Annotated in this window: 15 protein-coding genes and 1 pseudogene; 11 read left to right on the top strand and 5 right to left on the bottom strand. The window is 74.0% G+C overall.

Annotation, left to right across the window (positions count from 1 at the left end; translation table 11 throughout):
• Nucleotides 1-27 precede the first annotated feature (27 nt).
• The gene (locus tag ACFOVU_RS16965; protein ID WP_378534720.1) at nucleotides 28-612 is read right to left on the bottom strand and encodes a helix-turn-helix domain-containing protein; all 585 of its coding nucleotides are present in this window, start codon (nucleotides 610-612) and stop codon (nucleotides 28-30) included.
• A 91-nt stretch (nucleotides 613-703) separates the two neighbouring features.
• On the opposite strand from ACFOVU_RS16965, the gene ACFOVU_RS16970 reads away from it, so the two are divergent.
• The gene (locus ACFOVU_RS16970; protein ID WP_378534722.1) at nucleotides 704-1,720 is read left to right on the top strand and encodes an NAD(P)/FAD-dependent oxidoreductase; all 1,017 of its coding nucleotides are present in this window, start codon (nucleotides 704-706) and stop codon (nucleotides 1,718-1,720) included.
• A gap of 33 nt (nucleotides 1,721-1,753) precedes the next feature.
• Nucleotides 1,754-2,371: a class I SAM-dependent methyltransferase gene (locus ACFOVU_RS16975; RefSeq protein WP_378534724.1), complete on the top strand. Its 618-nt coding sequence runs from the start codon at nucleotides 1,754-1,756 to the stop codon at nucleotides 2,369-2,371.
• 133 nt (nucleotides 2,372-2,504) lie between these two features.
• On the opposite strand, the pseudogene ACFOVU_RS16980 reads toward ACFOVU_RS16975, so the two are convergent.
• Nucleotides 2,505-2,667, bottom strand: a pseudogene (locus ACFOVU_RS16980) (HTH domain-containing protein); the annotation flags it as partial.
• 307 nt (nucleotides 2,668-2,974) lie between these two features.
• Between ACFOVU_RS16980 and ACFOVU_RS16985 the strand changes: the two are divergent.
• From ACFOVU_RS16985 to ACFOVU_RS17005, 5 genes are all read left to right on the top strand, one after another.
• Entirely contained in the window at nucleotides 2,975-4,075 is a 1,101-nt protein-coding gene (locus ACFOVU_RS16985; protein ID WP_378534726.1) for a winged helix DNA-binding domain-containing protein, read from the top strand.
• A 140-nt stretch (nucleotides 4,076-4,215) separates the two neighbouring features.
• The gene (locus tag ACFOVU_RS16990; RefSeq protein ID WP_378534727.1) at nucleotides 4,216-4,803 is read left to right on the top strand and encodes an ArsR/SmtB family transcription factor; all 588 of its coding nucleotides are present in this window, start codon (nucleotides 4,216-4,218) and stop codon (nucleotides 4,801-4,803) included.
• On the top strand, nucleotides 4,800-5,612 hold the full coding sequence (locus ACFOVU_RS16995) for an SRPBCC family protein (protein WP_378534729.1): 813 nt from the start codon (nucleotides 4,800-4,802) through the stop codon (nucleotides 5,610-5,612). Before ACFOVU_RS16990 ends, ACFOVU_RS16995 begins: the two co-directional genes overlap by 4 nt.
• A 21-nt stretch (nucleotides 5,613-5,633) precedes the next feature.
• Nucleotides 5,634-6,395, top strand: coding sequence for an SDR family NAD(P)-dependent oxidoreductase (locus tag ACFOVU_RS17000; protein WP_378534731.1), 762 nt, complete (start codon nucleotides 5,634-5,636; stop codon nucleotides 6,393-6,395).
• Nucleotides 6,396-6,500: 105 nt separating this feature from the next.
• On the top strand, nucleotides 6,501-7,514 hold the full coding sequence (locus tag ACFOVU_RS17005) for a hypothetical protein (RefSeq protein WP_378534733.1): 1,014 nt from the start codon (nucleotides 6,501-6,503) through the stop codon (nucleotides 7,512-7,514).
• A gap of 76 nt (nucleotides 7,515-7,590) precedes the next feature.
• Here the strand turns inward: ACFOVU_RS17005 and ACFOVU_RS17010 are convergent, their stop codons facing one another.
• The gene (locus tag ACFOVU_RS17010) at nucleotides 7,591-8,217 is read right to left on the bottom strand and encodes a TetR/AcrR family transcriptional regulator (protein WP_378534735.1); all 627 of its coding nucleotides are present in this window, start codon (nucleotides 8,215-8,217) and stop codon (nucleotides 7,591-7,593) included.
• 42 nt (nucleotides 8,218-8,259) lie between these two features.
• Between ACFOVU_RS17010 and ACFOVU_RS17015 the strand changes: the two genes are divergently transcribed.
• Together ACFOVU_RS17015 and ACFOVU_RS17020 are read left to right on the top strand one after the other, a co-directional pair.
• Entirely contained in the window at nucleotides 8,260-9,000 is a 741-nt protein-coding gene (locus tag ACFOVU_RS17015; protein ID WP_378534737.1) for a hypothetical protein, read from the top strand.
• A 10-nt stretch (nucleotides 9,001-9,010) separates the two neighbouring features.
• Nucleotides 9,011-9,703, top strand: a complete 693-nt coding sequence (locus ACFOVU_RS17020) for an aspartate/glutamate racemase family protein (RefSeq protein WP_378534739.1) — start codon at nucleotides 9,011-9,013, stop codon at nucleotides 9,701-9,703.
• A 20-nt stretch (nucleotides 9,704-9,723) separates the two neighbouring features.
• On the opposite strand, the gene ACFOVU_RS17025 is transcribed toward ACFOVU_RS17020, so the two are convergent.
• Both ACFOVU_RS17025 and ACFOVU_RS17030 read right to left on the bottom strand, forming a co-directional pair.
• Complete coding sequence (locus ACFOVU_RS17025; RefSeq protein WP_378534741.1) at nucleotides 9,724-9,960, bottom strand: DUF3817 domain-containing protein; 237 nt, start codon at nucleotides 9,958-9,960, stop codon at nucleotides 9,724-9,726.
• A gap of 4 nt (nucleotides 9,961-9,964) precedes the next feature.
• Nucleotides 9,965-10,444 (bottom strand): hypothetical protein, encoded by a 480-nt coding sequence (locus tag ACFOVU_RS17030; RefSeq protein WP_378534743.1) that lies wholly within the window; start codon nucleotides 10,442-10,444, stop codon nucleotides 9,965-9,967.
• A gap of 94 nt (nucleotides 10,445-10,538) precedes the next feature.
• Here ACFOVU_RS17030 and ACFOVU_RS17035 point away from each other — a divergent pair, with 94 nt between their 5' ends.
• Together ACFOVU_RS17035 and ACFOVU_RS17040 are read left to right on the top strand one after the other, a co-directional pair.
• The gene (locus ACFOVU_RS17035) at nucleotides 10,539-10,880 is read left to right on the top strand and encodes a PadR family transcriptional regulator (protein WP_378534745.1); all 342 of its coding nucleotides are present in this window, start codon (nucleotides 10,539-10,541) and stop codon (nucleotides 10,878-10,880) included.
• A partial coding sequence (locus ACFOVU_RS17040) for a permease prefix domain 1-containing protein (protein WP_378534747.1) occupies nucleotides 10,877-11,300 on the top strand: 424 nt, incomplete at its 3' end. The genes ACFOVU_RS17035 and ACFOVU_RS17040, both read left to right, overlap by 4 nt.

Genomic DNA, 11,300 nt, shown 5'->3' on the forward strand with positions numbered 1-11,300 from the left:
ACCGGTGGGCGGCCCCGGACCGGGCCGTCAGGAGGGCCGGTAGCGGGCCCTGGTGTGGAACCGTTCGCCCTGCGGGCCCAAGATGCTCAGGAACTCGACCGGGTGTGCGTCGGCGTTGCCGAACCAGTGCGGCAGGTGGGTGTCGAACTCGGCGACCTCGCCCGCGGCCAGGACGAGGTCGTGGTCGCCGAGCACCAGGCGCAGCCGCCCGTTGAGGACGTAGAGCCAGTGGTAGCCCTCGTGTGAGCGGGGGTCGGGTTCGAGGTCCTGGGGGCCGGGCCGCAGGACGTGCTTGCGCGCCTGGAGCCCGCCGGGTTTGCGGGTGAGCGGGATGACGGTCATGCCGTTGTGCGTGATGGGGCGGGCATAGACCCGCGGATCGCCGCTGGCCGGGGCGCCCACGAGTTCGTCGAGCGGCACCTGGTAGGCCTTGGCCAGGGGGAGCAGGAGTTCCAGGCCGGGTTTGCGGTGGCCCGACTCCAGGCGGGACAGCGTGCTGACCGGGATGCCGGTGGTCTCCGACAGTGCGCTCAGGGTGGCGCCGCTGCGGCGGCGCAGCTCGCGCAGGCGCGGTCCGACCGCGGACAGCACGGCGTCGAAGTCATCGCTCATACCGCCACTGTGCCCGCATTTTGCTGTTTCCGCAAAGAATTTTGTCGTTCGGCGGCGGGTGGCGGCAGGTTGGGTGCCGGAGGTGGTCGATATGACCCGAGACGGTATTCGGTATGACGTGGTGGTCGTCGGCGGCGGGCCGGCGGGTTTGAGCGGTGCGCTCGTGCTGGGCCGGGCCCGGCGGTCGGTGCTGGTGGTCGACAGCGGTGAGCCCCGCAACGCGCCGGCGGCGCACATGCACGGTTTCCTCTCCCGCGACGGGGCCGCGCCGGGCGACCTGCTGGAGGCGGGGCGGCGGGAGGTGTCCGCCTATGGGGGCGCGTTCGTCACCGGCCGGGCGCTGTCGGCGTCACGGCAGGGCGGCGGGTTCGCGGTCGGGCTCGACACCGGGAGCACCGTGTGGGCGCGGCGGCTGCTGGTGGCCGGCGGGATCACCGACGAACTGCCCGATGTCCCCGGCCTGGCGGCGCGGTGGGGGCGCGACGTGCTGCACTGCCCCTACTGCCACGGCTGGGAGGTCCGCGACCGGCCGATCGGCGTCCTGGCCACCGGCCCGATGAGCGTGCACCAGGCGCTGCACTTCCGCCAGTGGACCGGCGACCTCACCCTGCTGACCCACACCGGCCCCGCCCCCGCCGGCGAGGAGCGCGAGCAGCTGGCCGCGCGCGGCATCGCGGTCGTCGAGGGCGAAGCGGCCGGCCTGGAGACCGCCGGCGACCGTCTCGCCGGTGTCCGCCTGCACACCGGCGAAACCATCCCCCTGGACGCCCTGGCGGTGGCACCACGTGCGGTCCCGCGCGCCGAGGTGCTGGCCGCGCTCGGTGTGGAGCCCACCCCGCACCCGCGCGGCATCGGGGCCTACATCACCGCCGACGCCACCGGCCTGACGTCGGTCCCGGGGGTCTGGGTGGCGGGCAACCTCGCCGACCTCACGGCGAACGTCCTGGCATCGGCCGCGTCCGGCTCCACCGCGGCGATGGCGATCAACGGCGACCTCATCGCCGACGACACCCGCCGCGCCGTGCAGGCCCGGCGCGACCCCTTCTCCCGGGAGGCCGAGGCCCGCCTGTGCGAACGGGTCATGGGCGACCGGCGCCACGGCATCTGACCGCACCCACCCCCATCACCCGAGGCAGGGACCATGGACGCACAGTACTGGGATGACAAGTACGGCAGCCGCGAGCGGTACTTCAGCGGCAACCCGAATGGGGTGCTGGTCACCGAAGTCGCCGGCGTCTCGCCGGGGCGCGCGCTCGACGTGGGGTGCGGTGAAGGCGCCGACGCCCTGTGGCTGGCCCGGCGCGGCTGGCGGGTCACCGCGGCCGACATCTCGCGGGTCGCCCTGGAGCGGGCCGCCTCCGCGGGAGCGGACGTGGCCGGCCGCGTGGTCTGGACGCACGCCGACCTGACCACGGCTCCGCCCCCGGCCGGAGCGTTCGACCTGGTGAACGCCGAATACTTCCCGCTTCCGCGTCGGCCGGACCACGCGGCGCTGCGCGGCCTGCTCGCCGCCGTCGCGCCGGGCGGGACCTTCCTGTTCGTCGGCCATGACCTCGCGGATCTGCCGCCGGTCCACGAGCTCGGCGTCGATCCGCGCGACTACTACCGGCCCGCGGAGATCGCCGGGCTCCTCGATGAGGAGTGGACCGTCCTGATCGACGAGACCCGCCCGCGGACCGCTCCCCCGCCCGCGGGCACGCACCACGTCCGCGACACCGTCCTGCGGGCCCGGCGCACGGGGATCGCCACGGCGGGCTGACCGTCCCCGGTCCTGCGGGTCCCGCCCGGTCCGGTGACGGAGACGGCCCGCGATCGGACATCGGACCGGGCGCGGCGCGGCGGGTGGCCCGCCCGCTGCCGGGCGTAGCCCCCGTCCGGGCCTTTGGCGGTCACGATGGGATAGCCGAGTTCGCGCAGGCGGTCGACGCCGCGGCGCACGGTGCGCGGGCTGACGTCCAGCCGCTCGGCCGGCAGCGTTCCCGGTCTGTCCCGGCGCGCTTGGAGGAGGGACGGCAGGGCCAGCAGTCGTGCCGAGGTCCTCTGCACGTTCCGCATCCTGGCGGAAGCGGAAGAAGAGGACAGAACCTGGCCGCTACCGCTGCGACCGTGGTCGCGCACCAGGCAGCACGTCCACCCAAGGAGCGATCGTGTCCGTCACCACCACGACCCACCTCAACTTCCGCGGCGACGCGCGCGCGGCGCTGGAGTTCTACCGGTCCGTCTTCGGCGGCGACCTCGACGTCGTCAGTGAATACAACGCGTAGCACACCCCGCCATGGGCGGGCGGGAGCGTGCCCCCCGCCCGCCCACAGTGGACCCGGCCGATGCCCCGACCCCGACCGAACGCACGACAGGTGAACCGATGCCCGTACTCACGACCCGCGCGCTCAACCGCGCGACGCTCGCCCGGCAGCTGCTGCTCGAGCGCGCCGATATGCCGGTCTTCGACGCCGTCTCCCACCTGTGCGGCCTGCAAGCCCAGGAGCCGCAGGAGCCGTTCACCGGGCTCTGGTCGCGGCTGCACGCGTTCGACCCGGCCGCACTCGACGCCCTGATGACCGGGCGGCGTGTGGTGCGGACCCACCTCATGCGCCGCACCGTCCACCTGCTCACCGCCGACGACGCCGTGGCCTGGCGGTCCCGCCATGACGCCATGCTGCGCCAGCGCGTGCTCGGGGTCTACCGCCGCGAGCTGGCCGGGGTGGACCTCGGCGAGCTCGCGGCGGCGGGCCGGGCGGTGCTGGCCGACGGCGAGCCCCGCTCGATGCCCGAGCTCGCGCGGGCGGTGGCCGATCACTGGCCGGACCCGGGGCCCCGGGCGCTGGGTGAGGTGCTGGTCGCCGCCCTGATCCCGATGGTGCAGCTGCCACCGAGGGGGCTGTGGCGCGCGAGAGCGGGGGTACGCTACCTGCCGCTCGCGTCGTGGCTGGGGCGCGCGGCCGACCCGCCCGCTCCTGAGGGCGCCGATCCGGTCGGCGAGGTGCTGGTACGGCGCTACCTGGCCGCGTTCGGCCCGGCGGCGACGGCCGATCTGCGCGCCTGGTCCGGCCTGGCCGGGCTGCCGGCCGCGGTGGCCGCCATGCGCGGAGAGCTGGTGGCCTTCCGCGACGAGCGCGGGCGCGAACTGCTGGACCTGCCCGACGCCCCTCGCCCCGACCCCGGCACCCCCGCCCCGGTGCGGTTCCTGCCGGCGTTCGACAACGCGCTCCTCGGCTACCACGACCGCGGGCGGATCGTCGACGACGCCCACCGCGGCCTGTCGGTCGCCGGCGAGCGCGTCGTGCTGGTCGACGGCCGGGTAGCCGCGACCTGGGACGTCGACGCCGACGCCGTGTCCGTCACCCCGCTGCGCGGTCTCTCCCGGGCCGACCGCGCCGATGTGGCCGAGGAGGGGCGGGCACTGGCGTCGTTCCTCTCCGATGGCGAAAGCGACCGTGTGCGGATCGCCGCCTCTCCCCGTTGACCGCGCCGTTCGCGCTCCGGTCCAACGGGCACGGGCCGCCTGCGATCGGTTCCCACTGCCGGGCTTTCGGGGCGCGCGGACACGGGGCGACCTGACCGGAATCGCTTGACAAATTCATTTGTCAAAGATTTGCTGGGGGCATGCAGGACATCGAAGTGATCGCCGACCCCGCCGCCGCCGTCGCGGCGCTGGACCCGGTGCGCGCCCGGCTGCTCGCCGAGCTGCACCGGCCCGCCTCCGCCGCGACGCTCGCGGCGCAGGTGGGGCTCACGCGGCAGAAGGTCAACTACCACCTGCGCCAACTGGAAGCGCACGGCCTGGTGGAGGTGGCCGAGACCCGCACCTGGGGCGGGCTCACCGAGCGGCTGCTCGTGGCCACCGCCGCCGGATACGTCGTGGCGCCCGAACCGCTCGGCGCCCGGCCCGCCCCGGCGCGCGACGGCAACCGGCTCTCGGCCGCCTACCTGATCGCGCTCGCCGCCCGGGCCGTCCGCGAGGTCGGCGCGCTCGCCCGGCGCGCCGCCCGCGCGGGACGGCCCCTGCCCGTCTTCGCGCTGGACACCGAGATCCGCTTCGCGAATCCGCAGGACCGCGCCGCATTCGCCGACGAACTCGCCACCGCCGCCGCCCGCCTCGCGGCCAAGTACCACGACGAGGACGCACCGGACGGCAGGTGGCAGCGCCTCCTCGTCGCCGTCCACCCCCGCCCCAAGGACGCCGGCGCATGAGCGACGACGGCGACCCGCACGCGCACGCGCACGTCACCCGCTCCGAAGTGGAGATCCCCGCCACCCCCGGCGAGGTCTGGCAGGCGATCACCACCTCATCCGGCAGCGCGGCCTGGTCCTTCCCCGCCGACATCGAACCCCGCGTCGGCGGCGCCGTGCACATCCACCGGGAACCCTTCGGCCCCGACGCATCGGCCACGGTCACCGGCTGGGAGCCGCCGCACCGCTTCGCCTACGAGGAGCGCGCGGCCGCGCCGGCCCCCGCGATCGCGACGGAGTTCCTCATAGAGGCCCGCGAGCAGGGCAGCTGCGTGGTGCGCGTGGTCAGCAGCCTCTACGCCGAGGGCGAGGGCTGGGACGACATCGCCGAGGACACCGGCACCGGGTGGGGGATGGCGCTGCGGGTCCTGCGCTCCTACGCCGCCCACTTCCCCGGCCGGCCCGCGGCCCGCCTCGACCTCACGGTGCCCGTCGGCGCACCGCCCCGGGCCCGCGCCGAGGTGAGCGCCGCCGTACACGAAGCGCTGGGGCTGACCGGCCGCACCGCGGGCATGGCGTTTCGCACCCCGCAGGACGCGCCGCCCCTGAGCGGGGTGATCGACCACCTCGGGCCCGCCTTCGCCCTGCTGCGCGCGGAGCGGCCCTGCCCCGCGCTGTTCGCCGTCTCCGCCTTTCCCATGGACGCCGCCACCCTCTCCGTCAACGTGACCGGACGCCTCTACGGCCCCCGCGCCGACGCCGTCGCCGCATGGCATCGCCCGCTGTGGAACGACCTGCTCACCCGCCTGGCCGCCGCGGCCCGGACCTGACCGACCGGAAGGACATCCACCGTGTTGCTCGAAGCCAAGAACGCCATCGTCTACGGGGCCGCCGGCCAGGTCGGCACCGCGCTGTCCACCGCCTTCGCCCGCGAGGGCGCGAAGGTCCACCTCGTGGGCCGGACCCGCGCGACGCTCGACGGCCTCGCCGACCGTATCCGGGGCGAGGGCGGGCGCGCCGAGACCGCCGTCCTCGACGCCCTGGACGAGGCCGCGGTCGATGCGCACGCCGACGCGGTCGCGGCCGAGTCGGGCGGCGTCGACATCTCCGTCAACGTCATCGACATCGCCGACGCCCAGGGCACTCCGCTGGCCGAGATGTCGCTGGAGGACTTCGAGCGGCCGGTCCGCATCGCGACCCGCTCGACGTTCCTCACCACGCGGGCCGCAGCCCGGCACATGGTCCGGCAGCGGTCGGGCGTCATCCTCACCTTCGGGGGCGACGGCGGCGGCGAGCCGATCCGCGACTACTCCATCGGCGGCCTCCAGGTCGCGCTCGGCGCGGTCGACGTCCTGCGGCGTCAGCTGGCGGCGGAGCTGGGGGCCTACGGGGTGCGGGTCCTGGCGCTGCACACCGGCGGGATCACCGAGGGGCTGCCCGAGGACTTCTCCGGCCGCGAGGCCATCACCGACATGATCGTGGGCAAGACGATGCTCAAGCGGGCGGCGACGTTCGCCGATGTGGGCAACGCGGCCGTCTTCGCGGCCTCCGACCTTGCCCGGTCGATGACCGGCACGTCGCTCAACATCACGGCCGGCGCCGTCACCGACTGAGGCCGCATTCCAGTTCGACCCGGTGCGACGCCCGGGAGGCAGGGCGTCGTCCCCGGGTGCTAGCGTCCGCTGCACCCTGCCGAAGTGATCACCCGCGGAGGTCCCATGACGGACGCCTTCTCCCCCATGCCCGAGCTCAACCTCCTCAAGGAGTTCTACGACACCCACGACGACTTCTTCGCCAACGGCTTCGAGATGTACAACTACGGCGCAGAGCACGTGGAAGGGCTGATCAACTTCGCCCAGGCCAACGGCAGCGGGTCGACGTACGACATCTGGCGCAAGGACGACCGCGCCGACCTGGCGACGCTGCCGGTCGTCGCGATGGGCGACGAGGGCGGCGTGCACCTCGTCGCCCGGGACTTCCGGGAGTTCCTCCGCCTGCTCGCGTCGCTGCCCACCGACCACGAACCCGACATCGACTGGGGGTCCTTCGGCCTGCGCGGCGGCGATGACGACGATGACGACGAGCCGGTGGACAACCGCCTCTACCTCGCCTGGCTGGAGCAGATGTTCGGCCTCACGCCCGCCGACGACTGGGCGGAGATCGTCGACGCGGCCGAGGCCGAGTTGGCGCGGGAGTGGGCCGTCTGGATCCACCCGCGCATCCCGGATGCGGTCTGGTCACCGGTCCACGAACTGAACCTCCTCGCGAGGTTCGACAACCTGGTGTACGGCGGATTCGCGAACGGCTTCTGGCTGCTCGACGCCTACGGCGAGCGCGGGAAGGTGGACAACCCCGGGCTCACCGGGGATCTGGCGCCGTTCGCCTCCACCAACGAACGCGACACCTACTACGCCGTGTGGCGCTGCGACGACCGCGCCGACCCGGCCGAACTGCCCGTCGTGGCGCTGGGAGCGACGGCGGGCGTCGGTGTCGTCGCCCGGAACATGCGGGAGTTCTTGCAGCTCATCGCCGGCCTCACCGACGCGGATATCCGGTGCGACGCGGCCGGCGTCGACCTGCGCGCCTGCGAACCGGCCCCCAATCGCGGGAAGCTCGTGTCCTGGCTGGAGGAGACCTGCGGCCTGCGCCCCGCCGAGGACCCGGCCGCCGTCATCGCGGCGGCCCAGGCCGAGCTGGGCGAAGGACCGATGGCCCGGCCCGTCCAGGGCTGAGCCATCCGGGCGGATGCGGGACGGCGCTCCGCCCAGGCCGGCCGGCGCGCCCGCGCCGGCCGGCCTACCGCCCCTCTCAGCCGAGGAGTTCGCGGACGAGGGCCCCGTTCCACCACTGCTCGACCCGGCCGGGCGGCCAGCCGCGCTCGGCGGTGAGGGTGGTGTAGACGTCGATGTTGCACAGCGCCGCATAGACGTCGACCGCCTCGCGCACGTCCATGCCCGGCCGCAGGGTGCCGGCCGGCCAGGCGGAGAAGACCTGGATGCGGGTCTGGTCGCCGCGGCGGCGGGCGTCGGAGTAGGCGGTCGCCAGCTCGGGCTCGGTGCGCCCCGCTTCGCGCACCAGGGTGATGACGTCGCCCGCGTGCTCGTAGAGGCGCCGGTCGTAGGCGGCCATCGCCGCGAGCTGCCGCGGAGGGTCGGCCTCGGCCTGATCCAGCTCGGCGAGCATCCGCGGGATGCCGGCCGACAGGTCGGCGGAGTCGGCCAGCGCGAGGGCGAGCCCGGTCTTGCTCCCGTACGCCGAGTACACCGTCGGCACGGACACGCCTGCTGTGCGCGCCACGTCGCGCACGGTCGTGGCCGCCCACCCCTGGGCGACGAAGAGCCCGCGGGCGGCGCGGGCGATCTCGGCCCGCGTCTCCTGCGCCTGCGCGGTGCGGCGCAGCGAGTCGTAGCGGCGCTTGCCTGTTGCGTCGTTCATGGCCGTTCCCGAACCTCTCGTTCCGTTCGATATATTCAATATATGCCACGTAAAACAGAAAGAGGTTCGGTGGCCGCGGCCGCCATGCCCTTCTCCCGGGTCTGCGGTATCGCCGCCCTCGGCTTCGCCGCCCTGATCGTGCTCGCCAACGTCATCGCCGTGCCCGCGGGGCTGCCCCACTCCGGCGCCACCCCCGCTGACGTCACCGCCTTCTTCGGGACGCGCGGGGACATCATCGGCGTCTCCTCCGCGCTCACCCCCGCTGCCTGGGTCCTGGCCACGCTGTTCGGCGCCGGCGCGGTGGCCGCGGTCCGCCGGTCCGAGAGCGACCGCGGAGAGGCGTGGTCGCTGCTGGGCTTCGCCGGGCTGGTGATGCAGAACTCCGCCTTCGCGGCGATCATCGCGCTGCGGCTCGCCCTCACATCCACGGCCCCCGACGACGGAGCCACGACCGCCGGGCTGTGGGCGCTGCACGACGCACTGTTCACCCTCAACGGCACCTTCCTGGCCATCGCCCTCGTCGGCCTCTCGACCGGCGGACGCCGCTCCGGCCTCATCACCACCTGGCACTTCGCCCTCGGCCTGCTGTCGGCCACCCTGATGTTCACCTCGGCCACACTCACCCCGTTGGTGACCGAACACGGCGGCCCATTCGGCCTCCTCGGCCTCACCGGCTGGCTCCTGTGGGTCGCCTGGATCACCGCCTACGGCATCGCCCTCATCCGTCGGCCCGGCCACCGCAGACCGTCGACCGCCGTTCGGGCCGCGCTTGGGCGTGTGTGACAGTGGGCGGATGAGAACCATCGGATTGATCGGCGGCATGAGCTGGGAGTCCACGGCCGAGTACTACCGGCTGTTGAATGAGCTGACGCGCGAGCGGCTGGGTGGGCTGCACTCGGCGAAGTGCGTGCTGTACTCGGTCGACTTCGCCGAGATCGAGCGCTTGCAGGTCGAAGGGCGCTGGGCGGAGGCGGGCGAGGTACTGGCCGACGCGGCGCGGGCGGTGGAGGCGGCCGGGGCGGATCTGGTGGTGATCTGCACCAACACGATGCACAAGGTCGCGGACACGGTGGCGTCCGCGGTCTCGGTCCCGCTGCTGCATCTGGCCGACGCCACCGCGCAGGCCGTCACAGCGGCGGGGCTGGGCAGGGTCGGGCTCCTGGGGACCGCGTTCACGATGGAGCAGGACTTCTACCGCGGGCGGCTGGCCCGGCACGGGCTCGATGTTCTCGTTCCCGGCGCCGACGGGCGGGCGCTGGTGCACCGGGTGATCTACGAGGAGCTGTGCCTGGGCATCGTCAAGGAGGAGTCACGCGCGGCCTATCGCGAGGTGATCGGGGATCTCGTGGCGCACGGCGCGCAGGGCGTGATCCTCGGCTGCACCGAGATCGAGCTGCTGATCCGCCCGGAGGACAGCCCGGTCCCGGTGTTCCCCACGACCCGCCTGCACGCCACCGCGGCGATCACCGCGGCACTCGACGACTGAACCGGCGTCCCGATGCCCGCTCACCGGCGGGCCAGGTTGAGGGCGATCAGCCCGCCGATCCCGGGGATGAGGGCGCACCAGCGGGCGGCGCGGGACGGGGCGGCCGCCAGGGTGGTCGCGATGACGGCCAGGTAGGCGGTGCCGTGGATCGGGCCGGTGAGGGAGGAGACCGCCGGGGCGTGCACGGTGAGGAGGTTGGCCAGCAGGACCACGAGGGAGGCGGCCTCGATTGCGGCGGCCGCCCGGAGCGCGCGCACGGGCTCATACCCCCGTCGTGGAGCCGGGGCGGACGATCATGAGGACGACGACGATCGCCCAGAGGAGGTTGAACGCCCCGGTGAGCCCGCTGAGGCGGGCCGCCCCGCGGCGAAGGGCGTCGCTTTCTGCGGCCTCCTCGGGCGGTGCGAGCATGCGCTGCTGGTGGGGCAGGATCGCCAGCGCGAGGATGCCGGCGGCGACGGCGGTCAGCAGGATCGACACGAGCAGCCAGGCGTCGGTGAGGACGCCGAGCTGCGCGCCCGTGGCGAGGCCGAAGACGGGGACGGTGATGCCCACGACGGCGTAGCCGCGGCAGATCCGGTGCAGCAGCGCGGCGACCCCGGCGGCGCGTTCGTCGGGTTCGGCGCCGCCGGTGGGTGCGGCCTGGCGCGCGTAGCGGGGGAACAGGGACGCGGCGACGGCGATCGGCCCGATCGTCAGGATCGCCGCGATGACGTGCACGGACAGCAGGAATGCGGCCACGGTGGCCCTCCAGGTATGGATATGTTGGCTGCCAATAGATTTGCTTCCAACATTGATACACCATCCGCGACGCAGGTAGGTAGGCTGTCTACCTATGAGGGCGGATGCGGTGCGAGGGCACCTGGACGGGCTGTTGCTGGCCGTGCTGGAACCGGGACCGCTGCACGGATACGCGATCATCACCGCGGTCCAGCAGCGCAGCGGCGGCGCGCTCGAACTGCGCACGGGCACGATCTATCCGGCGCTGAACCGGCTGGAGCGGATCGGGCTGCTCGCCAGCAGCTGGGAGTCGGTCGGCGACCGGCGGCGGCGCTGCTACCGGCTCACTGAGGCGGGCCGGCGCGGCCTGGCGACCGAGCGCACGGCATGGCAGGAGTTCACGGCCGCGATCGGCTCGGTCCTCAACCCCTCTGCTGCACCCCGGACCGCCTCGTGACCGCCCTCAGCAGGCAGGCCGACCCCATCGACGCCCACGTCGCGGAGCTGTCGGCCGTCCTGCACGGGCCGGCCCGGGCCAAGGCGCGGATGGTCGCCGAGATGCGCGACGGCCTGGCCGACGCCGCGGCGGCGCACGTCGCAGCGGGCATGGCCGCGGAGCGGGCCGCCCGCGAGGCGATCCGCGGGTTCGGGACCGTCGAGGAGGTCGCGCCCGCCTGCCAGCACGAACTGACCATGGCCCAGGCCCGCCGCACCGCCGCGGCCGTCGCCCTCGCCGCCCCCTTGGTGATGGCCTGCTGGTATCTGATCGTCAGCGCGGGCCCCGACACGGGGTGGCCGCCGCCGCGTACGGCCCTGCTGCCGGCCGGCGCCACCATCGCCGCCGCAGTGCTCGCCACGGCGGCGATGGCCGCCACCG

The sequence above is a fragment of the Nocardiopsis sediminis genome (assembly GCF_042650565.1).
In the GTDB taxonomy this organism is placed as follows: Bacteria; Actinomycetota; Actinomycetes; order Streptosporangiales; family Streptosporangiaceae; genus Nocardiopsis_B; species Nocardiopsis_B sediminis.